Below are 25,707 nucleotides of genomic sequence, written 5' to 3'. Positions count from 1 at the left end.
GTAGACCGTCATTAAACTAAACGGAGAACGATAGTTCGATTAATTGAGAAAATTGAACGGAGAACGATTAATGGATATTTGTTTTTATGATAATACAGAGCTTTCAGTTAACGAAAAAGGGATAGTTTCAGTTGATAGGGTGTACTGTTTAAATTTCAATGGATTTATTGCATCTACATGGGAACAACTCAAGCAAGTATATTTGGTATTGAGTCGAATAAATTCCGCTGGACCTGTGAATCTAGTTATCCTGTCCTTCAATGGCTGGAGAAGGCAGACCATAAGCAAATTGAAAGGCTTGGCCGTTATCTGCGAAATGGGCAGATGAGCATTTCCGCTTGAATCTCCCTACCACAGGCTTGATTTTGATCCGGTCCGGGGAAGAATCATAAGCTTGTACGACAAACAAGGCAATTGGGAAACGCTTGATTTATCCAGTCCTTGGACGTTGTCGTTACGTCCTATAATCATTAAATGTAAAGACTGGCATTGCTCGGTTTTAATATCGATCAATCGTCCAGTCTTTTTGTTTTTACTTTGTATTTCAGGCAGATAGGCGTTTGGAGTAGTAACACCAGCGGAGTTTTTTTCATACGTATATGTCATGAACGATTATCGGCATATGCCCAGCAGTTTTGGCTGATCTCATTTGCAATTCCTAATTTGCGGGGTGCTGATGATCACTACATGAATATAACGGAGGCTCATAAAGATGAATGAATTTAAAAACCAACTTCAAAATCTGAATACGGATGCGTTTAAAGCGAGCAGTATAAAGCCAAATGCGGGTCAAGGTCAAGTGGACCCTAATAATGCTCGTCTATGTATAGGCTTTTGCATCGGATTCTGTATCGGATTTTGTTCATGCGGCGGTTGCGGTGGTTGCGGAGGTTGTGCTAGATGCGGCGGCTTTACCTGCGGTGGCTGCGCCCGTTGCGGTGGCTGTGCCCGTTGCGGCGGCTGTGCCCGTTGTCGCTAAAAGTTATCTATTGAATGTAAATAAAGGTTCAAGACACCTCTGCAAACGCTTTTGGTTTGCGAGGTGTCTTTTTATGCATGCGCGGGCATGACGGACAAGTGACCTTACATACCTTTATAAAGGAAGTCATGCTGCGAATAGTTAGATTTCATAATAAGGAGGAATGAATTTTGGATCCTTCTACGCGCCTAAAAGTAAGAGGAGATACTTTTTTTCTCCCAAGCTCGGACGGAAGTGTCTTTTTCCGCAACAATATTGGTTCATTTCGGATGGAAGGCAGCACCATTGATCAATGGATTGAAAAATTAATACCCGTATTTAATGGTGAGCATACGATGCATGATTTAACGGATGGATTACCGGAACAACACCGTAATCACGTTTATGAGATTGCACAAATATTGTATGCTAACGGTTATGTCCAAGATGTAAGTCAGAGTCGTCCGCATCAGCTGCAAGAGAGTATTGTTAAGAGATATAACTCCCAGATTGAATTTCTGGATAGCTTTGACGGGTCAGGTGCATACCGATTTCAATTATATCGTCAGTCGAGCGTGCTTGTCGTTGGAACTGGTACTTTTTTGGTTTCTCTTGTCAAATCCTTATTTGAATCCGGCTTGCCTCAATTCGACTTTTTGGGCTTGAACTTGGAAACGGCGAATCGAACACGGATTTGGGAGCTGGAACAGCATTTTCGTAAGTTTGACTCAGAGGTCAAGGTGGACGAGATCAGACTGCCGAAGAATGCGGTTGTGGATTGGTCTTCTATCGTAGAGCCTTATGCTGCTGTATTATTCGTCTCGGATCAAAATGGAGAACCGGAGCTAAGATTGGTTAATGAAATTTGCCGACAAAAAAACAAGGTTCTTCTGCTGGCTGTTATTTTTGAGCAAGCTGGTATAGCGGCTCCATTTTCGTATTCTAATTCGGAAGGTGATTGGGAATCAGCATGGCGCAGAGTCCATCATTCCGCGATTTATAAGGATACGGATGTTCATGCTGCTTCGTCCGTTGCGCAAGCGCTGCTCGCTAACGTAATCGTCTTCGAATGGTTGAAAACAGCAGCAGGGGTAACGAAACTTGAGAAAAATAATAAGCTGTTTCTACTTAATTTAGAGACGTTGGAAGGGAATTGGCATCCGTTTCTTCCCCATCCTTTAGTTAATGGTCACCGATTCATCGAGAGGATCGAGGAGGCCCGGCTGCAAGGGGGAACGGATGCAGAGAAACGAGCTTCAAGTGAATTGCTGCCTTTTCTCAGCCAGCTGACATCAACCGAGACAGGCATCTTCCATATTTGGGAGGAAGGGGAGCTAGGGCAGCTTCCGCTTTCGCAGTGCCGTGTTCAGCCTGTTGATCCGCTATCCATTGGCCCTGCGCTTCTTCTTCCTGAAATGATATGCAATGGTTATAGGCATGAAGAGGCACGAAGGGAAGCGGGTCTTAGGGGAATCGAAGCTTACGTGTCGCGAATGGCGAATTTTGATGAGATTGCTCATGTAGGTGCTGGCGAGACGATGGAGGAAGGCGTTTGCCGCGCTTTGCAAAAGTATTTAATGAATGCACGAATAAAGTTGTATGAAGGTCATACACCGTCGATCTCGCCGGTGAAGCTGAGTCATGTAGGCGATGAACGATGCCGTTATTATATGAATGCCCTAACAACGATGCAAGGGGCACCAACGTTCGGACTGGGTGAGGACGTATTAGGTTTTCCTGTTGTATGGCTGCAAGCAAATGGCAGGTGGTATGATGCCGCTGATCTTAATGTAACTCGGGCCCTTCGGAGCGTGTTAATGATTGCCTTATTTGATGCTCAAAATAATGCAGATCAAATTGCGGGGAATGCGCATCATGTTGCAATAAACGTAAAAGAATCTAATATGGACTCTATTTCGATACCGGCTTGCGATCCATTCGAGCATCGAGAGGTCTTGCAGATGGCCGTGCAGCAATTGAATCGCATCCACAAGCGTTTGCTCGTATTTGACTTAACACCGGAACCTTTTTTGAGAGAGGGACTGGCGGGCGTATACGGCGTCTCGCTTCGAGAGGTGGTTGAAGAATGAGCGCTATTGTGGCGATTGTTGGCGTAGGTCAGCTTGCGGACTATGTACACGATATTTTATCTGCAAGTTGTCAGCTTGTAGTGGTGAACGATCTGGCTTCCGAGTTGCCGGAAACGACTGAACTTGCGCTCGTGCTTAGTGATGGCAACGATGCATACTCTCATCTTATCGCAGAGAACGTATTTAAGAAATCTGGTATTCCTTGGCTGCGCGGGTTTATAGCATTTGGTGAAGGCGTTATTGGTCCGCTTGTCGTTCAAGGTAAGGCAGGCTGCTCGCAATGCGCCGATTTGCGGTATTTAATGGCTGGAAATGATCGGAGGGACATGTGGGAGCTGCGTCAGTTCATGCATGGGGAAGTTTTCCCTGATATTTGGTCTTCCCGCAACGGACTATTGCATATGGCTAATCTTATTGCGGCGGAAGCCCACAATTTTCTTAACCGTCATACGGCTCATCTTGAAAATCATATTAAGCTCGTGCATTTGCAAACGCTCAACAGCTCGTCTCATTTTTTTTTACCGGATCCGCAATGTACCGTATGCGGGGAAATACCGGATGACACAGCCATAGCCTCGCGAATAAAGCTGCAGTCCAGCCCGAAAATCAGCGAAAACAGCTACCGCACCCGTTCAATGGTTGAGCTCAAGGCTGTTCTTTCCAATGATTATCTGGACAATCGCAGCGGCCTCTTGAACGGAAAAATGATTGACCTTATGTCGCCATTTGCCGACGCCAGCATCATTTTACCGATGTTCTCAGGGGATGAAGGCTGCGCAGGGCGTACGCATTCTTTTGCGGTCAGTGAAATGACGGCGATATTGGAAGGATTGGAACGTTATTGCGGCATATCGCCGCGAGGAAAGAAGACAGCGGTTCATGACAGTTACAATCATTTAACAGAGTTTGCGCTGGACCCCACTCGGGTAGGAACGCATGATAAGGCGCAGTATGAGCGGCCCGATTTTCCGTTTCAACCATTTGACCCAAGCAGGAAAATCGATTGGGTGTGGGGATATTCGTTCTTGCGGGAGAAGCCGATTCTCGTGCCAGAGTTGCTCGCTTATTACAGCTCCGGCTGCGGTCACGGCTTTGTATATGAAACCTCAAATGGCTGCGCTTTAGGAGGAAGCTTGGAGGAAGCTATATTTTACGGCATATTGGAGGTTGTAGAACGCGATTCTTTCCTAATGACGTGGTACGCGCAGCTGCCGCTCGTTCCTTTAGATCCCTATTCCTCGGGTGATCTTGAAATGAATTTAATGCTGGAGAGACTGCGCGATGTCGTCGGTTACGATGTGCATGTGTTCGATTCGACGATGGAGCACGGCATTCCAAGCGTATGGGCGCTTGCCAAAAACAGAACAAATCAAGGCATAAATATGATTTGCGCCGCAGGAGCGCATCCTGATCCCGTGAGGGCTGCAAAAGGCGCAATTCATGAGATAGCGGGTATGCTGCTTGCATTCAACGAAAAGTTAGAGGCGAACCGCGAGCACTATCAACAAATGCTGCAGGATCCTTATCTCGTTCGGCAAATGGAAGACCACTCCATGCTGTACGGCTTGAAGGAAGCAGAAGAACGTCTGAATTTCCTGCTCGATAATGATCGTCCGGTCCTTTCGTTTAAAGAAGCTTTTAAACCAAGGGCACAGCATGCGGATTTAACCGATGAATTAAACCTGTTGATCAAGACTTTCAGCAATCTTAATCTAGAGGTCATTGTTGTGAATCAGTCAACGCCAGAGACGCTGAGAAACGGACTTCATTGTGTGAAAGTGCTCATTCCCGGCATGCTTCCCATGACGTTCGGTCAACACCTTGTCCGCTTGACTGGCCTAGAGAGGGTGCTGCGAATACCGGCAGAGCTGGGTTACGTGAAGGAGCAGCTTAAGCAAGAAGAACTTAATAGTCATCCGCATCCGTTTCCATAAGTAATTTCTTCTCATATGCGTTCGTTTTCCTTGTGCTGGGACTTAGGAGGAGGAGAAATGAGTCTGAAGGAATTTTTGTACCACTTGCAATACGAGCCCGACAAAACGAAACCGCAAGATGTGGAGGTGGATTGGGAGAACGCGCCTCTGCCATATAAGTTATATCGTCATTTGCCTGTATTTCCTCTCCCTTCCGATGCTCCGTTAGATCTGACGGGTAAGCAAGGGCAAGAGCAAGAGAAAGGGAAACCAACCCTTCGGGATATCGGGTATTTTCTTTGGCACACCTTCGGTCTGGCACAGCTTAGTCAATCTGTTATTGAGCAATATACGGGGGAGAAATGGGAAAGCTCATTGCATCTTTGCCGACGATTTGTTCCTTCGGGCGGAGGTCTTTATCCGAGCGAAATGTATATGTATTTGAAGCTGGAGGAATTGCCTTACGGTATTTATCATTATGATGCGGCTCATCATCGTTTGATTTTATTGCGTGAAGGTCAACTTGATTCCTATGTGGGCAAGGCCTTAGGCAATCGCTGCGACGTAACAAGCTGCTTCGCGGTTGCTTTTGTATCGACTGTATTTTGGAAAAACTTTTTTAAATACAATAATTTCTCGTATCGTTTACAGGGGCTGGACGCAGGTTTGTTATTGGGCCAGTTGCATGAGGTGGCGAAGCGCTTTGACTTTGAGACAGGGGTGTACTTTCAGTTTCTTGACCGTGCCATCAATCATTTGCTTGGATTGCCTGAAGCAGAGGAAAGTGTATATGCCGTAATTCCTCTTGCGGTAGATTCAAGCATGGAATGGTTCCGGCATGACATTAGCAATAATAATCGGATGACGTCAGCAGAGTTATGCAGGGAGCTTCCAAGCCTTAAGCACGATCACTATGTGCGTTCAAAAAAAGTATTGGACTATCCAATGCTGACCAAGATGAATGAAGCATCCGTAATGGATTCCGCGCTTTCATTCAATCAGTTTGGAAGGAAGCAAGAGGCAGCCACTCAAACCGATGCTCATGTTTTGCCTCCAGTCAATAGACTAACGTATGATTTAGCTGAAGTATGCAGGCAGCGTTACTCGCCAGAACATGAATTTGTATTGGAAGCAGTGAGTCTGTCGGATTTAGCGGCACTATTGCAAGAGGTTATGATTTCCTATCGCTATCGAAATGATTTGGATGGTTCGATCCAGAGTCCAATGTCTCGAGTACAACTGTTCGGGTGCTTTTATGGCGTTGAAGGAATTCGTGACGGTGCCTATCGTTATGATGAAATAGCGCATACGTTGCAGCTGTTTAGGGCTGGTGATCAACGGCCATGGCTTCAGAATGGGATGTCGTTGGATAACTTGAACTTATTCCAGGTGCCGCTGAGTTTCCATGTGGCGGGTGATCGGGGACATCTTCACGCCGAGCTTGGTTATCGCGGTTATCGGATTCAACAGATGGAAACGGGAATGTTGGTTCAGCGCTTGCTGCTCGCTGCTTGCGCATCTGGAATGAAAGGACGTCCGCTGCTAGGCTTTGACGTTAGTTCCATGAATGAACTTTATGGATTAACTCCGCTCGGCCAAACGAGTTTGATCCAAATCCCAGTCGGCCCATGCCGGAGTCGTTCACGGCTTGAGGGCAGTTTATCGCAATAAAATAAAAGGCAGATTGAATGTCATTACCATTCAATCTGCCTTTTATTATTTTTAACCTTAAGGCTGGTGAACTGCTGTCTTCTTCTGGAACTCACCGACTGGGTGATGCAGATGATGATGCACATGCATAATAGGATGGAACCAAGCATGATGATAATCTAATGTTTCGAGCTCCCATCCATCGTGATGATGATCGTAGAGCATGTGGTCATCCCACATTTCATGCATCATCGGATGATAGTCATGCATCATCGGATGATAGTCATGCATCATCGGATAATAGTCATGCATCATGGGATGGTAGTAATGCATGTAGTGGAAGTCGTCGTACATGTAAGGAAAGTGATGCATGTGACTAAAATCAGCGTCGTAATGATGAGAAGGGAGAACAGGCTGTTCATGAATGGCTTGAGTTCCCCAATTGGCCTGGTTTGGACTTGATTGCATTTGAGGACTCCAATTGGCCTGGTTCGGGCTTGATTGTATCACTTGTGGTCCCCAGTTGGCCTGATTCGGACTTGATTTCATTTGTTGGTAATAATCGGGCTTAACAGCCGATTGTGGCGTATAAGGTTGATTGCTTATCATGGTGCGCCTCCTTTTAATTATACACTACAATATGCTTTGAACGAAAAAAGGGCACTTATCCCTATAAAATGGGCGAGTAGATGTTGTGAAAATGATAAACTCAAACAGCTGCTTTATTTGAAAAATTATTTTATTTTACAACGTATAAATTTCCATCCATTCCACAAAATAACCTCACATCCAAGAAGGAGTTGACTATTATGGCTAACCAATCCAACAATTTAGTTGTACCGCAAGCGAAAGAAGCTTTGAACCGCATGAAATACGAAATTGCTACTGAGCACGGCATTCCGCTCTCCGAAGGTTACAACGGCAATCTGATGACTCGCGAAGCGGGTACGATTGGCGGCAACATTACGAAACGCCTTGTTCAAATGGCAGAACAAACTTTAAGCGGAGCACAATTCTCCAATACAAGAAGATAGCAAGCAAAACAGTAATTCCCCTCCATCTCGCACATGACTTACCATCGGCTAGCAGTAATGACGATGATATAATGGTGAGATGAGAGGGGAATGTTTATGTTTATCTCGCCTATGCAGCCTATGAAAGCTGAGGAACCCTTCAACTCAGAGGAGTATTTATTTGAACCCAAATTGAATGGTCATCGTCTAATTGTTTCTTTTATTAACGGACAAGTGAATATGTACACCAGGAACAACAATGAAGTTGCAAGACAGTACCCCGAGCTGTTTAATGTTCCCGTTGATAGCGGTGTCGATGTCGTTTTTGACGGGGAGGTTGTAAGGTTACGGGAAGACGGAACGAATGATTTCGAAGAACTTATCCAAAGATACCGGATTGGCAAAGCAACAAAAATAAAGGAAGCTTCCCGAACTCATCCCGTGCAATATTACGTCTTCGATATCTTGTATCTGAACGGAAAAAGCTTGGCGCATCTGCCTCTTGTCGAACGGAAAGAGATTCTTGCCCAGATTCTTAAACCAAGCGGATATTATCATGTAACCATGTCCATTGAGCAAGAGGGAAAAGCGCTTTTTAAAGTAGTGGAAGATAAAGGTCTGGTAGGCATTGTAGCAAAGAAAAAGAGCTCTAAGTACGTGAGCAAGAGATCCGAGAATTGGCTCAAGATCATTAACTATCAATACCTTGAAGTTTCCATCTGCGCCTACAGGCGTAAAGAGTTCGGTTGGCTTGTCGAGCATGAGGGAAGAACAGTCGGCTGTATCGAATGGACGATTCCGACGGAGGACAGGAAAGCCTTTTACAAACGGGCTCAATCCCTTATTACCGGACAAGACAAGCATTTTGTCTACGTAAAACCCATACTTAAAGTCATCGTAAGGTTCCGTGACTGGACTTCAAATCATATGCTTCGGACCCCCGAATACGTGGGGTTTAGCGGAGAACAAATAGGCCTCTAAGATGATGATATCTTAGAGGCTTATTGCTGCCGTGCTGGCTGAGCTGGCTATATCTTTTCTTTTCTGCCTTCAATGAGGATGGTCAAGCTGACAAGCGTAACAAATATGGTAGCGCCCATATCCGAAAGAATGGCGATCCATAAGGTCAGCCAGCCCGGGATGGTCAGCAATAACGCAATGATTTTTAAACCAAGGGCAACGACAATGTTGAAACGAATAATGCGATTAACCCGCTTGGCGACTGCAACAGCAGCCGGCAGCTTGCCTAAGTGATCCTGCATAAGTACAATGTCGGCCGTCTCGATTGCGCTGTCCGTGCCTTTCCCCATGGCAATACCCAGCTGCGCGGAAGCAAGAGCGGGAGCATCGTTAATGCCATCCCCGATCATGGCCACAATTCCCTTTGAAGAGAGCTCCTTGATGTGATTGACTTTGTCTTCCGGCAGCAAGCCTCCATAGAACTTCGTTACGCCAACCGCTGAAGCTACCTTCTCTGCCGTTTTTTGATGATCCCCGGTTAACATAACCGTATTCTTAATCCCTAATCTGTGCAGGGAGGCAATGACCGTTTTGCTTTCTTGACGGATCTCATCGGCAATTCCGAATATTCCAAGCACTTGGAGTTCATCAGCTACCAAAACAAGCGTTAAGCCATCTTCTTTAAAGAGATTGATCTGCTTTTGAACAGGTTCAGTAATTGTAATATGCTCAATGCTTTTTTCGTTCCCTAACCAATAAGATTCACCATTTACTTTAGCTTTTATCCCGCGGCCTGTAATGGTTTCAATTTCATCCGGGTCAGGCGCTGCGATGTTTCTATCGGCCAATTCCTTCATGATTGCTTTTGCCAACGGGTGAGAAGAGGATTTCTCGATGGCGCCGGCTACGATCAGGAAACGTTCTTCATCATAAATTTCTAATTGTGCGACATGCGGCTCACCTTTCGTTAACGTACCGGTTTTGTCAAAAGCAAGGGTATCGATTTTTCCGAGCTGCTCCAGAAAAACGCCGCCTTTAACGAGAATACCGTTTTTCGCGTTACGCGTAATGCCGGACACGATGGCAATCGGCGAGGATAGGATTAGCGCGCATGGACAACCAACGATTAGAACCGACAGTCCCTGATAAAGCCATGCGATCCAGCTGCCTTGAAAGAGAAGAGGAGGGACCACGGTTACCAGCGCCGCAACAATCATGATAAGCGGTGTATAGTATTTGGCAAATTTATTGATGAACAACTCCGTAGGTGTTTTCGTTTCCTGTGCTTCTTGAACGAGATGAAGGATCTTGGCCAAAGACGAATCGTTATAGGCCTTTTCGATCTGAACAATAAGCAAGCCTTCGTTGTTGATGCTGCCGCCAAAAACAGGTTCACCGGTTTCCTTCTCAATCGGGAGAGACTCGCCTGTTATGGCAGCTTCGTTAACGGAGCTTTTTCCTTCTAATACAACGCCGTCAGACGGGATTTTTTCGCCGGGTTTGATTTTTACGAGATCTCCAGCTTGCAGGGAGGAAATAGGGACAATGCTTTCTTGACCATTCTCCAGCCTTATCGCTTCCTTAGGGGCCACTTGCAGCAAGGTTTCCATCGAACGGCGGGCCTTTTCCATGCCATAGCCTTCAAGAAGTTCGTTCAAGCCAAATAAGATCGCAACTAACGTAGCTTCTTTCCACTCGCCAATCGCAACCGCCCCAACTAATGCGATGGTCATAAGCGTATCAATATTAAACTTGAGCTTGGTCAGGTTTTTTAATCCGCGGAAAAATGTCGTGTAACCGCTAATAACGGTGGCTATTAAATAAAGGATAATAACGGACCAATTCGGCAGAACGCCATCCAAAAAGATAGCCGCAACATAAATGATACCGGAGGCGATAAGGAGCTTTAACATTTTGTTTCCATTGCCATGCTCATGAGCATGATCATGTTCGCCATGACTATGACCATTGTGTTTGTGATCTTCGTTAACGTGATCGTGACTTTCCGCTTGCTTGTTAAGCTGCTCGGAGATATATGCCCCATCCGACTTGAGGATGCGATTGACTTCGGGCATTGAGATATCGGGACTGACCTTTAATTTCCCCGAGTTATAGCTAAGTTTCGCTTCTTCACCGTGATCGAGCCGCTTTATTTCATCTTCGATTCTTTGCGCACAACCGGCGCAGGACAGTCCTTTAATGCGATATTCATTCATAGGAACTTCCTTCTTTCATTATATGAATACTTGCTCATATATTATGATGCGGACCGGGAAATGTCAAACCTATTCTGCCCAAAAGAAGGAAAGCTGTCTCTCGAATTGAACTTTTTCTAACTCACGGATTGAAGCAAGCCTAAGAAAGGAAAGATTACGGCAGCCGCCGTGCAGGCAGTGAATAACCCCATTTTGTTTCTGTAGGCAGCAAATAAAAGAAGGAACGAAATAAGGCCCATTGCCACACAAAGAGCGCCAACCATATTCCAATGCCATTGAAGCGATAAATCATTTAGATCATTATGTAGCAATTTGAACAAAGGAGAAGGTACGGGTTCCTCAGATTCTGTCTCGTGAGGGGGTTCCTGGATCCCCATGAATGCGGTTGTTATTAGAATAAAAAAAGCAACAAAACTTTCCGCTCTAAGCCAGGACTGTAATCTACGTTCATTCTGGCCGTTAGCATATAGTTTGGTTAGAAATCCATTCATGAATGCTAACAGGATAAGCGGAATGAACAATAGATGCTTTAACAGCAGAGCCTCTCCATAATTAATTCCCCATGAGTTGATATACCCAACCTCAATGATAATTGACATCATCACAAAACCTGCGATTACGATAAGCGTCATAGATGAGATCGACAACGGTGTGTACCAGCGCGTAAAAGCTTTCCAATTCCAGTTTCCTTTTCGAAACCAAGCGACTAGAATAAGAATGCCAAGCCAGACAGAAACAGCGCCAACATGTATAGTTTGAGCTAGAAGTCCCCATGTCTTGGAGAGTGCGGCGGGATGACTGGCATACCCATGAACCAAAACCAAGCAAGACCAAATACCGGCTGCGACCCATTTCGAAGATTTATGCTTTAAGCCATTAAAAGAAATAACCATAAATAAAGCGCTGCCAAGAATAAAACTCATGATCCATGCCCTTCCGAAGGAGTAGTCGTTTAAAACAATCAGGAGGACTTCCGCAAAAGACATTTGCGGGGCAAAATCCATTAAAATAATGGACGTTCTAACAATTGACGCAAAAGAAAATAACGGAATTCCAATAGCGGTTAATTGGATAACGCGAACGGGGATGAGGACTTCCGGTTTTATTCCGCTTGGGATAAACTCGAGTACGAGATAGCCTGCGGTGATGGCGAACGAGAGGTAAAGAAGAGTTTCAAAAAAGTAAATATACAAAGAATCAACTCCAAAGTAAGGATTGGACTACTGCGATCTATCTTATCATGAATTAATAAATGAAAATATGTTCATGTGTTTAGAGGGACTATAATCAAAAGGATGATTACACAATGGACGCCAAAGCGAGTGAAACCAAACCATCATTGCTAAATAAATTAAAAACGATGGCGAAGAAACTTAAGGCAAACCTAATGGTCATGTATTTAGCCTATCGTGATCCGAGAGTACCGTTGTTTGCGAAAATATTTGCGATTTGCGTTGTTGCGTATGCCTTTAGCCCTGTGGATTTGATACCGGATTTTATACCTGTTCTCGGATATCTGGATGATATTATTCTCGTACCGCTTGGCGTTTACATAGCCCTACGGCTATTTCCCAAAGAAGTGCTTGAGGAATACCGAGCCAAGGCAGAGGAACAAAGAAAATTAGGCAAACCTAAAAATTGGATTACAGGCACATTTATTATTGCCGTGTGGATTGCGTTAGCCGTGTTGTGCGGCTGGTACATCATTCGGCTTGTTAAATAGTCAACTATTCAGGCTTCATAAACTAAAACACCTGCCGAGTTCGGCGGGTGTTTTAGTTTAAGCGATGACGATGTGCCGATTCCCGTTCCCGTACCGATAAGTGAAATGGCGAGCGACAGCGTTAAGTAACTGCAGTCATTTAATTTGTGTAAAATTAATTTGTTGACAAACTAATTCGCGATGGGTAAGATCGGTTTATAATATTTGTGTGCAAATGAATTGTTTGCAAACGAAACGGGGAGGAATTCATCATGCATCAACAAACGGTTATTATCGGAACGGGGCCTGCGGGACTAACGGCAGCCATTTACTTGGCTAGGGCGAACCTGTCTCCGCTTGTTATTGAAGGATCGCAGCCGGGCGGACAATTAACGACAACGACGGAGGTCGAGAACTTTCCTGGTTTTCCCGATGGAATCACGGGACCGGAGCTTATGGACAATATGCGTAAGCAAGCCGAGCGATTCGGCACGAGATTTCAATCCGGCTTCGTAACCCGCGTAGATGTATCGAAACGTCCTTTCACGTTATACCTGGAAGGCGGCGCCGAAATAACGGCGGACGCGGTGATCCTATCGACCGGTGCTTCCGCAAAAATGGTCGGTATACCCGGCGAAGTCGAAAATATCGGCCAAGGGGTTAGCACATGCGCAACCTGCGACGGATTCTTTTTCCGTAACAAAAAAATTATCATCATAGGCGGCGGCGACACCGCGATGGAGGAGGCGTTATTCTTAACTCGATTCGCTTCCGAGGTTCGCGTCGTGCATCGCAGAGAAGAGCTTCGGGCTTCCCAGATCATGCAGGATCGTGCGCGTGGAAATGCCAAAATTTCTTGGAGCCTTGACATGGCACCGCTGGAAGTATTGTCCGGCGACAAAGGAGTGACCGGTCTCAAAGTTCGCAGCAACGCGACGGGAGAGGAAGAAGTGCTGGAAACCGACGGAATCTTCCTTGCGATCGGGCATCGTCCAAACACAGCGTTCTTAGGCGGCCAGATCCAAACCGACGAGCAAGGCTATGTGGAAGTTGTTCCGGGAACTTCCCGCACGAACGTTCCCGGCATATTCGCCTGCGGAGACGTTATGGATCCGATATACCGTCAGGCGATCACGTCAGCGGGCAGCGGCGCCAAAGCGGCATTGGATTGCGAAGGCTTTTTGTTTGAACAGCACTAATTCGACCAGCTTTCGCTCAAAGGGCTTTCTTCAGCTGCATTGTTTTTTTGGAAAAAGGATTGTAATATGAAGGGCAACGAAGAAACGTCAGGGAGGGATGATCGATGAATCAAGATAATCAGGGGCCTCAGATACCGTTGGATGCTCATTTGTGTTTTTCGTTATACGCGTGTTCGAGAGCTATTTTCCGTATGTACCGGCCGCTCTTGGACGAATTGGACTTAACCTACCCTCAATACCTGGTCCTGCTTGCTCTATGGGAGCATGAGACGATGTCGGTCAAAGATATTAGCGAACAATTGGTCTTGGATTCCGGTACGTTGACGCCGATGCTGAAGAGAATGGAAGCAGCGGGACTTGTCCGGCGGGAACGTTCGAAGGAAGACGAGCGGGTCCTGCATATCCGGATTACCGACAAAGGAATAGCGCTCAAAGATCAATCAATGTGCGTACCGAGGTCGCTCCTTGAAGCAAGCGGGATGACCGAAACGGAAATCGGCGTATTGAACGGAACGATCCAGAAGCTGCTTTATCAAATAAATGAAAATTCCTTAGCAAAATAAAATCCCTCTCGGAAGACAGCGCGGTCAGGTTTCTATATGGCCTGAATACCGGCTTGTCGACCGGAGGGATTTTTGTGTCTTCTTCCGATTATCGAATAAAGGAGGTGAATGAAATACTCTATATATTTAGCGGGTTGCCAGGCGCCGGTAAGACAACTTTATCCTCAGCTTTGGCGAGGGAGTTACGGGGTGTGTATCTCCGGGTTGATGCGGTGGAGCATGCAATGAAGGAAGCTGGAATGTTGGTCGATGGGCCTGAGGGTTACATGGTATGTTACGCCATTGCATCGCAGAACCTCAGGTTAGGTCTTGACGTGATAGCAGATACGGTTAATCCTATCCAAATAACGCGCGAGGCTTGGCGCAACGTGGCGGAATCGCTTGAAATCCCGTTTATGGAAATCGAAGTGGTCTGCTCTGATGAACGCGAACACAGGCATCGAGTCGAAACGCGCAAAGCCGATATTCCGGACTTTGTTCTACCTACGTGGGGGCAGGTCAGGAACCGGCAGTACGAACCTTGGGACCGAGATCGCATCGTTATCGACACCGCTCATCAAACGGTGGCCGAAAGCTTGGAGACATTATACGGACAGCTGAATAACAGCCGGTCAACATGACCGGCTGCTGTTTTAGCAAATTAAATGAGTCTTAAGTCTAAAACTTATTAGGGAATTGCTTCATAATTCCTTCCGTTAGAATGTCCGCCATATGGATCATGTGCGTCTCATTCTTATCCGTCGTCGCTATATCCGCCTTCCAATCCCCCTTAAGGCAATCCAGAACGATCTCTGTAATATACTGAAGATGAGTGTACAGCATGTCTTGCAAGGCCTTAAATGACCAGTTTGGGTTAGCAGCGCTTAAAAATGTAGCGATATCGTCCGCATTTTTATGCCAATCCGCCTCTAATTTTTTTACTTCGTCTTGTTTGTTTGCTTTGGCAGCCGCTACAATTTTTCCTGCGATCACAATATGTTCTCTCAGTAAATCAGCAAGCTTATTTCCGGCAGCTTCGCCATAGTAAGGTTTAATTACATTGCCGATGTCCTGCTGGTTCCTCAAGAGTCGGTCCAAAACGTCCTGCTGATCGTAACGATTTGATATCGCGCTTACAATATAGCTTCTTGTCCATATGGTATGGTCGATCCAGACCCTCTGCATATCCGTTTTCAGTTGTACCATCTGTGGAGTTATGCATTCCGCCTTTTGTTCCTTTGCCACCTGAGCGGATACACCTGCCGGATTCATGGTAATAACGAGCCCGAAGGTTAAAAGTAATGCCAGCATCCATTTGATTTTCACGTTTATCTGCTCCTTGTGCGTTTCAAATCATATAACCTGTATTATTATGGATATTTTGAGCGCCGTTATTTACGAGGTATCTCTCATAAAATATTGCAACGAAAAAACAGCCGGCCATTGTGGCCAGCTGTTCTTTTTAACAATTATTATTCAGCCGATGGAGCCGGAGCTTCACCGATGTAGGCGAGTGCATTGTAGATGAGCACGGCCGCATCCGCGCGAGTAATATCATCCGTAGGATTGAAATTGCCATCCTGGTCAAGCTCAGCGATTTTCAGAACAAGCGCTATTTGGATGGAACCATCGTACGAGATGGATACCTCGTCTTGGTCATTAAACTCCACTGGAGCAATTTTAATCATCGGCAGATTGCTATGTTGCTCAATAGCAAGGATAAGCTGGTGGGTGAACTCTTCTTTGGTCCATGTTTTATTAGGATCCAGATCATTTGGCAGGCCAATATTATTGTTAGCCGCAATGATAAGCGCATCCGCATACCAAGCATTATCGTCTGCTTTCGGGAAATAGTCCGTAGCATGAGGCTCTTTGAAGAAACGAAGCGTATCGATGTTCAGATCAAGAGCATTAACAATAAGCTGAATACCTTGTGCAGCTGTTAGCGTTGCGTTAGGGAAATAGCGGTCTTCGCCAACGCCTTGCACCAAACCTTTATTTTGCAATGCCGTAATTTTATCCTTAGCGGGAACATTGGCAATATCCGAGAACGGATTTGTTGCCGCAAAACTCTGTCCGGCAATGGATAGGGTAAGTACGGCTGTAGCAGCTAAAGTAATGAATTTGTATTTTTTCGTCATGCTGGAATCACCTCATCAAGTTTTTGGAACGTTCCTTCCTCATAGACGGGCTTTCCCAAGAAAGGTTGCAACACTACTTACATTTTTTTATATACTTAACAATAGATTAATATGACCCCTCAAGCAGCTTGAATTACTTATTGCAAGGCTGCAATTTCTTTGGCATATCGCTTGCTGGCATCCAGAATATTCTGGCTTAATTCGGGATTGTTAACCGAACGGGCTAGTAACAAGGCGCCAACCATAGAGCTTACAATGGCCATGCTTTTTTCATTGTTTCTTCCGATCATTCCCGCTATGAAGCTGAAAAATCGGCTGACCTCCAAAGTAAACGCTTCTCTAATTTCTTCTGAAGAACGGGAGATTTCGCTGGACAGCGTAGGGAGGATACAGCTGATTTCCCCTTGATCCCGATGCGTGGTGCTGAGGTAATAATCGATGACGGTTTGTAATTTGGCAGCTTCTTCTTTCCGAACCGTAGCTCCTTGCAGCAGATTAATCGTCTCTTCGATGGCTTTCCGGCAAGCTTCGGCCACGAGTTGATCTTTATTCGCGAAATGGGCATAGAAACCGCCATGCGTTAAGCCGGCCCCCTTCATGATTTGAGGAACGCTAACTTCCTTGATACCCTTCTGGCGGAATTCATTGGCGGCATTTTGAACTATTTTCTCGCGGATAATTAGTTTATGGGCTTTGGTATAAGGCATGTCAATTAACACTCCTGTAAATATGATGATCTTAATATTATTATAGGGATTTTTAACGTTTATGCAATTTTAATTGGCCATATAGACGAAATATTGACTCCATCTAAATATGATGATAATAATATATTATGGTCATCATATTTAAGGTGTGGGAGGTTATCGGAAATGGACAGACCGATAGAAGCAGATGTTTTAGTCATTGGCTCAGGGCCGGGAGGTTATGCGGCAGCTGTACGGTCAGCGCAGCTTGGAATGAAGACAATCGTGGTTGAACGCGGCCAAATAGGCGGTATATGCACGAATGTGGGCTGTATCCCTTCCAAAGCGTTAATCGCGGAGGCGCATCGTTATCATTCGCGTAGGTTGTGGAGCCGTTCCAGCTCCGTGGATTCTTTTGAGGAGGCCCAGGCTTTTAAAGAAGCGATCGTCAACAAGCAATCCGGAGGCGTTCAATACCTCTTAAAGAGTGCCGGCGTAACGGTTCTGGAAGGTGAGGCGAGCTTTATTGATGAACATACGGTCAGGATCACGCAATTGGAAACGGAGCAGGTAGTAGCTTTCAAATACGCAATCTTGGCGACGGGCTCTCGTCCGATTGAGCTTCAGGCCATTCCCTTTGGCAACCGTGTCTTGTCTTCGACGGAAGCTTTGTCGCTTGCCAGCATCCCTGAGAGCCTGATTGTGATCGGAGGCGGTTATATCGGGGTTGAATTAGGACAGATGTACGCGAGATTCGGCAGCAAGGTCACTATTTTGGAGGGGGGAAAACAGGTCTTGCCAGGGTTCGAAGCAGATCTGGTTGCTCCGGTTATGAAGCAAATGAATGCCGATGGGATGACCATCGTAACCGAAGCCACAGCTGTTAGCGCGGAGCAGGATTCGGAAGGGATCACGCTTCATTACGTCAGAAATGACGTCCGCCACTCCATTAGAGCCGATTATGCGCTGGTAACGGTCGGAAGAAGACCAAATACGGATGGAAGCCTAGGGCTTGACCGAATCGGATTGCGGATAACAAGCAAAGGATTAATGAAGACGGATAAGCAATGCAGAACCGAAGTTCCTCATGTTTTTGCAATCGGGGATATTACCGCAGGACCGGCGCTTGCCCATAAAGCTTCTTACGAAGCCATAGTTGCAGCCGAGGCTATTGCCGGATTGCCAACAATGATTGATTACAAAGTGATCCCGCTTGTCGTTTTCTCCGGGCCGGAGCTGGCAAGCGTCGGATTAAGCGAAACGGAGTGCAAAGCAAAAGCGATTCCGACGATTGTCGGAAGGTCTTCATTTGGCATAAACGGAAGGGCCTTGGCAGTCAGAGTGCCGGAAGGGTTCGTAAAAGTGATTGCCCATGCGGAAACGGGATTGATTATGGGAGCCCAAGTGGTCGGAGCAGAGGCGTCCACCCTCGTATCGGAGCTTAGCCTTGCCATCGAGATGGGAGCGACGGTTGAAGATCTGGCGTTAACCATCCATCCTCATCCTACATTGGGTGAAGTGATTATGGAGGCAGCCCAGAACGCCGTGAAGAGGATGGCGAAAAAGTGAGGATTCTTTAAAAGCCGATGAGATCCGCTTTACCGAAGCCGAATTGGCCTACCTGACGTTGCAGGACGAATAGAGACAAGAAAACCGCCAAGCTTTGGCGGTTTTTTTATGCCCGACTATTCCGTTCTATTTTTACGAAACTCCTTGGGCGTAAGCCCGAGATCCTTCTTGAAAGCCTGGATAAAATGGTTTACATGATTGAAGCCTACTCTGCTGGCTATTTCGGTTATCGTATATTCCGTCGATTGCAGCAGCTGGCAGCTTTTGTTAATCCGGTACTTAACCAAGTAGGAGTAAGGAGTCATATGAATGCTGGTTTTGAAGCTGCGCGTACACTCCGACACGCTTACATGCGCGGCATCGGCAATCTCCTTCAATGTGATCGGATTTGAATAGTTCTGATGGATAAAGCTAAGCATCAATTGCAGCCTCTCTTGCTTCAGCCGGTTATGCTTAGAGGATTCTTCCGACGGCAGGGAAATATTCGAGATCAGAATCAACCATAACTGAACGGTTTTGATCGAAATCTCATACTGCCATCCCCAGCTTTGTTTGATCTCGAATTCCTTTTTCATGGACCAGAGAATGTGCAAAATCTGTTTTTGCCACTCCGTATCGCCTTTAATCTCGAAGGACAACAGATAGGAGTTGGTAAAAGGAAGGACATAGTTTTTTTCCATGGCACTGTCGGAATAGAAAGCCAGCAGCTTTTCCGGGAAGTTAAAGCTGACATACTCGCCCTCAGCGGTCAGGTGAGTTACGATGTGAAGGACGCTTTTGTTGATGAAAATGGCCTGTCCCGTATGCAAATGATAGTCGATTCCGTTAATCTGGATCGTTAAATTCCCTTTGGTTGCTAACGTAATCTGCAATTCTTCATGCCAATGCAGATCGTTAAAGCCTCTGCCTTCGGGAATCGAGCGATGGATTGTATGCGTGTACATGATGTACGGAAAGGTCTCGTCCGGAAATTGTATGGCCTCGTATAGTTGTTTCCCCACACTCATGCTCCTTTGTTGACGATATTTCGATATAAATGAAAGATATTATTGCACAAAATAAACATCCGCGATGATATTATTATATCCAGCTTAGGCTTACCCTTACAATTCCCGTGCACAGGTGATTGTCTATTTGCTTGGAGGAACCATGCTTAAATTAACGAAAGCTTCTTTGCCCTCTCATCCGTTTGTTTTGTTATTTATCAGTATTTTGTCAGTATCGGTTTCGTCGATCCTCATCAAATTTTCGGATACGCCAACTTCCGTGGCGGGGATGTACCGCTTGTTTATTACCGTTATCATCATGCTGCCTTTTGTGCCTTGGAGGCAGCTTCGTTCCTTAAAGCTGAATAGGAAAGACTGGAGTATCGTGGTCCTGGCCGGAATATTATTAGGCCTTCACTTTTTGTTCTGGATGGAATCCCTGGTGCATACGTCGGTCGCAAGCTCCATGGTCATCCTGGCCTTGCAGCCGTTATTTGTTATGATCGGTTCATACTTATTGTTTAAAGAGCAGGCTAACGTACTTACGGTTTCTTGCTTGATTGCGGCTCTCTTTGGTTCCATCCTCATCGCATGGGGAGATATTGGCGTATCGAGAGAAGCATTGATTGGGGACGGCTTATCGTTAATCGGCACGCTAGCCGTGTCCGGTTACTTGCTCGCGGGACAGAAAGTAAGCAGCAAAATCGATGCCAATATCTACAGCATTATCGTATTTTTCATCGGCGGCGTCTTGCTGCTTATCCATAATTTGTTGAACAGTTACTCTCTCGCGGATTATAACTCGTCCGATTGGATTTACTTCTTGCTGCTTTCGATTATCCCGACTATTTTTGGGCAATTTTTATTTAACGTACTGTTGAAATCCATCGGAGCCACTACCGTATCGGTAGGCATTATTGGCGAACCGGTACTTGCTATTATGCTTGCGTATCTGCTGCTCGGAGAAAACATTTCTTTATTTCAGCTTGTAGGCGGCATGATTACTTTATTCGGCATGGGCATGTATTTCTGGGCAAAATCATTCATCGGAGGGCGAAAAGTCGGTAACCATGGATGAGTAGAGGATCATCTCACGGTTTATTTTTTTTGTTGCAAATGCAACAAATTTGCGATAACATTTAGGATAACAACAGGGCCGTAATTGGCCTTATTCCTAAAGGAGCCATAATGAAATGACTGTCACCATCAACAGATGCGGCCGTGAGGATCTGCCGTTACTCCAACGGATAAGCATTGAAACCTTTAACGATACATTTAAAGATCAGAATTCGCCTGAACAGATGAAGGCTTATATAGAACGGGCCTTTGATGCGGAGAAGCTGGAAAAGGAATGGTCCAATCCGTCTACGGAATTTTATTTCATTGTTTGCGATGAAGAAGCTGCCGGCTATTTAAAGGTAAACGCAGATGATGCCCAAACGGAAGCAATGGGTGATGAAGCGCTTGAGATCGAAAGGATTTATATTCGTTCCGGCTTCCAGCGAAAAGGGCTCGGCAAGCGTCTTTTTGACAAGGCATTGGAAATCGCAATTGGCCATGGCAAAAAGAAGATCTGGCTTGGGGTTTGGGAGAAGAACGAAAACGCCATAGCCTTTTATGAGAAGGCGGGATTCGTTCGGACGGGAGCCCACTCGTTTTATATGGGCGACGAGGAGCAGATTGATTATATAATGAGCAAGACGTTGACGTAACCTCTATTCACGAGAGCGGCTAATCAGAATGATTAGCTGCTTTTTTGTTGCGTTGCCCTCAACAAAATGTATAGGCACGAGTACCATAAATCGGCATATAGTAGTAAGGCATCAAGTTTTTAAGGCGCTTTCATGGCGCAAATTGGCGAAAAACGAGGTGGAAACATGCAAAACAGCAGGATTGCGTATTTCTCGGCGGAGTTTGGACTTGATGAATCCTTACCGATTTATTCGGGTGGTCTTGGCATATTGGCTGGCGATCATATCAAGGCCGCAGCAGACTTGAATATTCCGCTTACGGGCGTAGGCATATTTTACGGTAAAGGTTATTTTCAGCAGCATATTGACGAAGGCGGGTCGCAGCATCATTGGTATCCCGAAGTCGATCTAGAGGCGAGTGTTTACCCGGTTGAGCTTGTGCGGGACGACAATGGCCATCCTGTCATTATCGAGGTTCCGCTGGAGGGCAGAAGGGTCTATGCAAAAGCGTTTTCCGTGCAAGTGGGCTCTGTCTCCCTGTATCTGTTGAATACCGACGTTGAATCGAACAGCGATGCGGACCGACGCTTGACTGACACGCTGTATCCTGGAGCACAGGATATTCGCATAAGCCAGGAGATTCTTCTCGGCATTGGCGGTACGAGATTGCTTACCGCGCTTGGCATTCAGCCGGAGGTCTGGCATATGAACGAAGGGCATTGCGCATTCCTGACCCTGGAGCGAATCCGCATGCTGTCCGCGGAAGGCGTACCTTTCGAGACGGCGCTTGAAGTCGTAAAGGCAAGTACCGTCTTTACGACGCATACGCCTGTTCCGGCGGGGCACGATGTATTCTCCATCGAGATGATGGACCGTTATTTTGGCGATTTTTACTGGCAGCTCGGAACGGACAGGGATCGGGTATTATCGCTTGGCAGCATGAACGGCGTGTTTAACATGACGCGCCTTGCCGTCAGCGCGTCTTCGAAAGTGAATGGAGTAAGCAAGCTGCACGGTGAAGTTACCCGGGAAATGTTCCATCGGTGGATGCCTTATATTCCGGCAAAGGATATTCCCGTCGATTCGGTCACGAATGGCATCCACACGGGGACATGGCTGGCCTCCAGCCTAAAAGAACTGTTCGACCGGCATCTCCCGTCCGACTGGTCCCTGAAAGCAGCGGAGCCGGAAGCATGGGCTGCTGTTCGGGAGATTCCGAACATCGAGCTTTGGGAGGAGCATCAGCGGGCGAAAGCCAAGATGCTGCAAGCTTTTGGACTGCCGATCTCCCCTTCGGACGGAGTACCGTTAATCATAGGTTTCGCGAGACGGTTTGCCACGTATAAGCGTGCATTGCTTATCTTTAACGACCCGGAGCGGATCGCGCGCATTCTGGGAAATTCGGATCGTCCGGTGGTTCTTGTGTTCGCCGGCAAGGCACATCCCTCGGATGGACCGGGGCAGGACTTGATCCGTAAAATCGTAGAGCTGTCCCAGGATGAAAGGTTCAAAAACCGTGTTTACATGATTGAGAACTACGCGATGGATAAGGCTAAGCTGCTTGTTCAAGGCGTGGACGTATGGCTCAATACGCCGCTTAAGCCAATGGAAGCCAGCGGTACAAGCGGGCAAAAGGCTGCCCTGAATGGCGTGCTTAACTGCAGCGTATTGGACGGCTGGTGGGTGGAAGGCTACAACGGGCGAAACGGCTGGGCGATCGAGAGCTCGATTGATGGCGATCCTTGGCTGCAGGCGAAGCAGGATACCGAATCGCTTTACCGGCTGCTCGAGGAAGACATTATTCCGCTGTACTACAAGCGGGGGGAACGGAATGTCCCCGAGGAATGGGTCAGCCTGATGAAGGAATCGATCTGCTCGCTTGCGCCGGTCTACAACACACACAGAATGGTAACCGATTACTGGAACAAGATGTACGTGCCAACAAGCGCGAGAGGGAAGCGGTACGCCGCGGATAATTATGAGGTTGCGTCTAGGGTTGCGGCCTACAAGCAATTCATCCGCAGCAATTGGTCGGCGGTTCAGGTCAGGAACGTGAATATTCAAGAAGACAATGGCAGCAGGAACGGGATAAAAAAATTCCGCGCCGAAATACAACTTGGCACCATATGGCGCGGGGACGTTCGTGTGGAAGCGGTTGGCTCCGATGGCCATCGCGGTATCTGGAAGGTGAAGCTGGAGCCGGTACAGCAGCAGGAGAAGGGACTATACGTCTTTGAAGGGGCTTCTACAGATATCCCGACAGACAACATCTGGGAGGCAGACGTCAACGTGCGGGTTACTCCAATCAGTCCGGATTTCGCTAACGAATTCGAGCTGGAGCTGGCTGCTTGGGGGTAAGGATAGCAGGGGGACATTCAAAATAACGCAAAAAGCCGGACGCTCTCCAGGGAACCGGCTTTTTGCGTGTTTTCGACCATTGATGTGAAAAGCGAGGATCAAGTGAACGGTGTTACTGCATTACGATTGATGAGTGGATGGTATTGGCTGTTGTGGAATAAGGTAGGGACAACGGGGGCTTTTCCGTTATAATAGTTTCCAGGCAAACGGAGTAAAAACTCATTCCTCGAGGTGACGAATTCATGTTGGATACTAGCAATTATCTTAAACCTTGGATTGTAAACCGGGCGGATCCCTATGTACTCAAGCATACGGATGGTCTCTATTACTTTACCGCTTCCGTACCGGAGTATGACCGGCTTGTGCTGCGCAAAGCCGCTACGCTGGACGGGCTTGTTAACGCGCAGGAAACGGTCATTTGGCGGAAGCATGAAACAGGCGAGATGGGCAACCATATTTGGGCACCCGAGCTTCATTTTATCGATGGCAAGTGGTACGTCTATTTCGCGGCAGGCACGGCGGAGGATCAATGGGCGATTCGACCGTATGTGCTGGAGTGCAGCGATGAAGATCCCATTACGGGGACATGGGTGGAAAAAGGCAAAATCGTACTCGACTTCGAAAGCTTCTCCCTGGATGCGACAACGTTCCAGCATAACGGGGAACGGTATCTGATCTGGGCGCAATATAAAGAATCCGACAGCAATCTGTACATAGCCAAGCTGGCTAATCCGTGGACGATTAAGGGCCAGCAAGTGTTGATCTCCACGCCGGAATACGACTGGGAGATTCAAGGCTACCGGGTGAATGAGGGACCGGCAGTATTGCTGCGCAACGGGCGGATTTTCGTGGCTTTTTCCGCAAGCGCGACCGATCACCGGTATTGCATGGGCCTTTTGGAAGCTTCTCTGGATGCGGATTTGCTTGATCCGCGCAGCTGGACCAAGCATCCCAAGCCTGTGTTCGAGACCAATGAAGAGACGGAGAATTACGGACCGGGGCATAACAGCTTCACCGTAAGCGAGGACGGCTCGACCGACCTTATGGTTTATCATGCGAGACCTTATAAAGAGCTTATCGGAAGTCCGCTTTCCGATCCTAACCGCCATGCCCGCATCCAGGCGTTTACTTGGAAGGAAGACGGGACGCCTAACTTCGGGGTACCGGGGAAATAATGGACAAAAGACGTATGGGGATTCCCATACGTCTTTTATTTAACCCTTGTAATCGATATTAATATCATAGCTGTTCATCTCGATGGAAATTTCGCTTCTTGTATCGAAGTTAATGCTCTTTAGCCAGGTTGTATCGAATTTATCTACGGTCTCGATCCTAAGAGTCTCATACTTTTTCTTCGCTTTATCGATTTCCTTGGCCAGCCAGTACAGGTAAACAAAGCTGACGATAAAGACGGCTAACAGGAAGACAAGGAAGGAACTGTTCATGACGCTCTCATACAAACTTGCAAAGCTGCCGTGAATGGTGCCGATATTGCGGAAGTAGACAATGCCGAACATTAAGAAACAAAACAAGCATAGCAGTGCACAAAAAACGGCTCTTGATTTGCAATTCTCCCACTTTTTTTTACGGTCGATGAGTGTTTCGAATGTTTTCCTTGCATCGTTTGGTACGAGTTCACGCCAAGCCATGCCAGCCCCCTCCCTTCAAATTTTACCTGTCCAATACATGTTATGCCTGTACGCATAAAGCAATGTCTGCCGGCAAACAACTAATAAGAAAAAATTGGATGAAGGAAGGAGATTGCCCGATGATTACGCCGATTAAAGTAAGAGACGTGAAGGACATTGAACAAATCAACCATATCGTATCCCGTTACGACTTCGATATCTGGATTCACGGCAAAAGCGGAATGGCCGACGCCAAGTCGATTCTTGGCCTGTTTGTACTAAAGCTGAACGAGCCGTTAACGCTTGTCATCCCGGATGACGTGAACTACAAGAAGCTTTTCAAAGAGCTGGAGCCGTTTCTCGTCATTGGGTAGAAGGACCGGTACATGCAGCAGCATCCCTCAA

General features: G+C 46.7%; 23 protein-coding genes. 15 read left to right on the top strand and 8 right to left on the bottom strand.

The genetic code is table 11. The features are described from left to right. Positions 1-1,149: 1,149 nt before the first annotated feature. The 3 genes from WFJ73_RS20145 to WFJ73_RS20135 are packed head-to-tail and all read left to right on the top strand — an operon-like array spanning position 1,150 to position 6,632. On the top strand, positions 1,150-3,048 hold the full coding sequence (locus tag WFJ73_RS20145; RefSeq protein WP_336774749.1) for a putative thiazole-containing bacteriocin maturation protein: 1,899 nt from the start codon (positions 1,150-1,152) through the stop codon (positions 3,046-3,048). Then, positions 3,045-4,982 carry a TOMM precursor leader peptide-binding protein gene (locus WFJ73_RS20140; RefSeq protein WP_336774748.1) on the top strand — a complete coding sequence of 646 codons (1,938 nt, stop codon included), beginning with the start codon at positions 3,045-3,047 and terminating at the stop codon, positions 4,980-4,982. The genes WFJ73_RS20145 and WFJ73_RS20140 overlap by 4 nt, the downstream gene beginning before the upstream one ends. A 57-nt stretch (positions 4,983-5,039) precedes the next feature. Then, on the top strand, positions 5,040-6,632 hold the full coding sequence (locus WFJ73_RS20135; protein WP_336774747.1) for a SagB family peptide dehydrogenase: 1,593 nt from the start codon (positions 5,040-5,042) through the stop codon (positions 6,630-6,632). Positions 6,633-6,689: 57 nt separating this feature from the next. On the opposite strand, the gene WFJ73_RS20130 is transcribed toward WFJ73_RS20135, so the two are convergent. Continuing rightward, positions 6,690-7,220 (bottom strand): hypothetical protein, encoded by a 531-nt coding sequence (locus WFJ73_RS20130; RefSeq protein ID WP_336774746.1) that lies wholly within the window; start codon positions 7,218-7,220, stop codon positions 6,690-6,692. Positions 7,221-7,420: 200 nt separating this feature from the next. On the opposite strand from WFJ73_RS20130, the gene WFJ73_RS20125 reads away from it, so the two are divergent. Both WFJ73_RS20125 and WFJ73_RS20120 read left to right on the top strand, forming a co-directional pair. Beyond that, on the top strand, positions 7,421-7,645 hold the full coding sequence (locus tag WFJ73_RS20125; RefSeq protein ID WP_336774745.1) for an alpha/beta-type small acid-soluble spore protein: 225 nt from the start codon (positions 7,421-7,423) through the stop codon (positions 7,643-7,645). 96 nt (positions 7,646-7,741) lie between these two features. After that, positions 7,742-8,605 (top strand): ATP-dependent DNA ligase, encoded by an 864-nt coding sequence (locus tag WFJ73_RS20120; protein WP_336774744.1) that lies wholly within the window; start codon positions 7,742-7,744, stop codon positions 8,603-8,605. A gap of 47 nt (positions 8,606-8,652) precedes the next feature. On the opposite strand, the gene WFJ73_RS20115 is transcribed toward WFJ73_RS20120, so the two are convergent. Beyond that, entirely contained in the window at positions 8,653-10,800 is a 2,148-nt protein-coding gene (locus WFJ73_RS20115; RefSeq protein ID WP_336774743.1) for a heavy metal translocating P-type ATPase, read from the bottom strand. Positions 10,801-10,916: 116 nt separating this feature from the next. Then, positions 10,917-11,993, bottom strand: coding sequence for a copper resistance D family protein (locus WFJ73_RS20110; protein WP_336774742.1), 1,077 nt, complete (start codon positions 11,991-11,993; stop codon positions 10,917-10,919). 113 nt (positions 11,994-12,106) lie between these two features. On the opposite strand from WFJ73_RS20110, the gene WFJ73_RS20105 reads away from it, so the two are divergent. From WFJ73_RS20105 to WFJ73_RS20090, 4 genes are all read left to right on the top strand, one after another. Further along, the gene (locus tag WFJ73_RS20105; RefSeq protein WP_336774741.1) at positions 12,107-12,523 is read left to right on the top strand and encodes a YkvA family protein; all 417 of its coding nucleotides are present in this window, start codon (positions 12,107-12,109) and stop codon (positions 12,521-12,523) included. A gap of 251 nt (positions 12,524-12,774) precedes the next feature. After that, positions 12,775-13,701 (top strand): thioredoxin-disulfide reductase, encoded by a 927-nt coding sequence (gene trxB / locus WFJ73_RS20100; RefSeq protein WP_336774740.1) that lies wholly within the window; start codon positions 12,775-12,777, stop codon positions 13,699-13,701. Between the two features lie 104 nt (positions 13,702-13,805). Next, a complete protein-coding gene (locus WFJ73_RS20095) occupies positions 13,806-14,264 on the top strand; it encodes a MarR family winged helix-turn-helix transcriptional regulator (RefSeq protein ID WP_336774739.1) in 459 nt (152 codons plus the stop codon). A 113-nt stretch (positions 14,265-14,377) separates the two neighbouring features. Beyond that, complete coding sequence (locus WFJ73_RS20090) at positions 14,378-14,884, top strand: AAA family ATPase (protein WP_336774777.1); 507 nt, start codon at positions 14,378-14,380, stop codon at positions 14,882-14,884. Between the two features lie 37 nt (positions 14,885-14,921). Here the strand turns inward: WFJ73_RS20090 and WFJ73_RS20085 are convergent, their stop codons facing one another. From WFJ73_RS20085 to WFJ73_RS20075, 3 genes are all read right to left on the bottom strand, one after another. Next, positions 14,922-15,569 (bottom strand): glycosyltransferase, encoded by a 648-nt coding sequence (locus WFJ73_RS20085; protein WP_336774738.1) that lies wholly within the window; start codon positions 15,567-15,569, stop codon positions 14,922-14,924. 146 nt (positions 15,570-15,715) lie between these two features. After that, positions 15,716-16,384 carry an S-layer homology domain-containing protein gene (locus tag WFJ73_RS20080; protein WP_336774737.1) on the bottom strand — a complete coding sequence of 223 codons (669 nt, stop codon included), beginning with the start codon at positions 16,382-16,384 and terminating at the stop codon, positions 15,716-15,718. A gap of 137 nt (positions 16,385-16,521) precedes the next feature. Further along, positions 16,522-17,091: a TetR/AcrR family transcriptional regulator gene (locus tag WFJ73_RS20075; RefSeq protein WP_336774736.1), complete on the bottom strand. Its 570-nt coding sequence runs from the start codon at positions 17,089-17,091 to the stop codon at positions 16,522-16,524. Between the two features lie 165 nt (positions 17,092-17,256). Between WFJ73_RS20075 and lpdA the strand changes: the two genes are divergently transcribed. Further along, positions 17,257-18,639 (top strand): dihydrolipoyl dehydrogenase, encoded by a 1,383-nt coding sequence (lpdA, locus tag WFJ73_RS20070; protein ID WP_336774735.1) that lies wholly within the window; start codon positions 17,257-17,259, stop codon positions 18,637-18,639. A gap of 116 nt (positions 18,640-18,755) precedes the next feature. Here the strand turns inward: lpdA and WFJ73_RS20065 are convergent, their stop codons facing one another. Next, a complete protein-coding gene (locus WFJ73_RS20065) occupies positions 18,756-19,640 on the bottom strand; it encodes an AraC family transcriptional regulator (protein WP_336774734.1) in 885 nt (294 codons plus the stop codon). 148 nt (positions 19,641-19,788) lie between these two features. Between WFJ73_RS20065 and WFJ73_RS20060 the strand changes: the two genes are divergently transcribed. The 4 genes from WFJ73_RS20060 (at position 19,789) to WFJ73_RS20045 (ending at position 24,849) form a co-directional block, all read left to right on the top strand. Next, positions 19,789-20,703: a DMT family transporter gene (locus WFJ73_RS20060; RefSeq protein ID WP_336774733.1), complete on the top strand. Its 915-nt coding sequence runs from the start codon at positions 19,789-19,791 to the stop codon at positions 20,701-20,703. Positions 20,704-20,818: 115 nt separating this feature from the next. Continuing rightward, a complete protein-coding gene (locus WFJ73_RS20055) occupies positions 20,819-21,337 on the top strand; it encodes a GNAT family N-acetyltransferase (RefSeq protein ID WP_336774732.1) in 519 nt (172 codons plus the stop codon). Positions 21,338-21,502: 165 nt separating this feature from the next. After that, a complete protein-coding gene (gene glgP / locus WFJ73_RS20050; protein ID WP_336774731.1) occupies positions 21,503-23,674 on the top strand; it encodes an alpha-glucan family phosphorylase in 2,172 nt (723 codons plus the stop codon). A gap of 242 nt (positions 23,675-23,916) precedes the next feature. Further along, a complete protein-coding gene (locus WFJ73_RS20045; RefSeq protein ID WP_336774730.1) occupies positions 23,917-24,849 on the top strand; it encodes a glycoside hydrolase family 43 protein in 933 nt (310 codons plus the stop codon). 39 nt (positions 24,850-24,888) lie between these two features. Here WFJ73_RS20045 and WFJ73_RS20040 read toward each other — a convergent pair whose 3' ends face one another. Continuing rightward, positions 24,889-25,323 carry a DUF2663 family protein gene (locus WFJ73_RS20040; RefSeq protein WP_336774729.1) on the bottom strand — a complete coding sequence of 145 codons (435 nt, stop codon included), beginning with the start codon at positions 25,321-25,323 and terminating at the stop codon, positions 24,889-24,891. 119 nt (positions 25,324-25,442) lie between these two features. On the opposite strand from WFJ73_RS20040, the gene WFJ73_RS20035 reads away from it, so the two are divergent. After that, on the top strand, positions 25,443-25,676 hold the full coding sequence (locus tag WFJ73_RS20035; protein WP_015842777.1) for an HPr family phosphocarrier protein: 234 nt from the start codon (positions 25,443-25,445) through the stop codon (positions 25,674-25,676). Positions 25,677-25,707: the final 31 nt, after the last annotated feature.

This window comes from Paenibacillus sp. MMO-58, from assembly GCF_037146255.1.
Taxonomy (GTDB): Bacteria; Bacillota; Bacilli; order Paenibacillales; family Paenibacillaceae; genus Pristimantibacillus.
Note: the sequence above shows the minus strand (reverse complement) of the source record. Positions and strands in the feature narration are given on the sequence as shown.

Bases quoted from the DNA above. Each gene is read 5' to 3' on its own strand.
- WFJ73_RS20125 (WP_336774745.1), top strand. From the start codon at position 7,421: ATGGCTAACCAATCCAACAATTTAGTTGTACCGCAAGCGAAAGAAGCT.
- WFJ73_RS20075 (WP_336774736.1), bottom strand. From the start codon at position 17,091: ATGCCTTATACCAAAGCCCATAAACTAATTATCCGCGAGAAAATAGTT.
- WFJ73_RS20080 (WP_336774737.1), bottom strand. From the start codon at position 16,384: ATGACGAAAAAATACAAATTCATTACTTTAGCTGCTACAGCCGTACTT.
- WFJ73_RS20105 (WP_336774741.1), top strand. From the start codon at position 12,107: ATGGACGCCAAAGCGAGTGAAACCAAACCATCATTGCTAAATAAATTA.
- trxB (WP_336774740.1), top strand. From the start codon at position 12,775: ATGCATCAACAAACGGTTATTATCGGAACGGGGCCTGCGGGACTAACG.
- WFJ73_RS20095 (WP_336774739.1), top strand. From the start codon at position 13,806: ATGAATCAAGATAATCAGGGGCCTCAGATACCGTTGGATGCTCATTTG.
- WFJ73_RS20045 (WP_336774730.1), top strand. From the start codon at position 23,917: ATGTTGGATACTAGCAATTATCTTAAACCTTGGATTGTAAACCGGGCG.
- WFJ73_RS20060 (WP_336774733.1), top strand. From the start codon at position 19,789: ATGCTTAAATTAACGAAAGCTTCTTTGCCCTCTCATCCGTTTGTTTTG.
- WFJ73_RS20120 (WP_336774744.1), top strand. From the start codon at position 7,742: ATGTTTATCTCGCCTATGCAGCCTATGAAAGCTGAGGAACCCTTCAAC.
- lpdA (WP_336774735.1), top strand. From the start codon at position 17,257: ATGGACAGACCGATAGAAGCAGATGTTTTAGTCATTGGCTCAGGGCCG.
- glgP (WP_336774731.1), top strand. From the start codon at position 21,503: ATGCAAAACAGCAGGATTGCGTATTTCTCGGCGGAGTTTGGACTTGAT.
- WFJ73_RS20115 (WP_336774743.1), bottom strand. From the start codon at position 10,800: ATGAATGAATATCGCATTAAAGGACTGTCCTGCGCCGGTTGTGCGCAA.
- WFJ73_RS20040 (WP_336774729.1), bottom strand. From the start codon at position 25,323: ATGGCTTGGCGTGAACTCGTACCAAACGATGCAAGGAAAACATTCGAA.
- WFJ73_RS20135 (WP_336774747.1), top strand. From the start codon at position 5,040: ATGAGTCTGAAGGAATTTTTGTACCACTTGCAATACGAGCCCGACAAA.
- WFJ73_RS20140 (WP_336774748.1), top strand. From the start codon at position 3,045: ATGAGCGCTATTGTGGCGATTGTTGGCGTAGGTCAGCTTGCGGACTAT.
- WFJ73_RS20055 (WP_336774732.1), top strand. From the start codon at position 20,819: ATGACTGTCACCATCAACAGATGCGGCCGTGAGGATCTGCCGTTACTC.
- WFJ73_RS20130 (WP_336774746.1), bottom strand. From the start codon at position 7,220: ATGATAAGCAATCAACCTTATACGCCACAATCGGCTGTTAAGCCCGAT.
- WFJ73_RS20035 (WP_015842777.1), top strand. From the start codon at position 25,443: ATGATTACGCCGATTAAAGTAAGAGACGTGAAGGACATTGAACAAATC.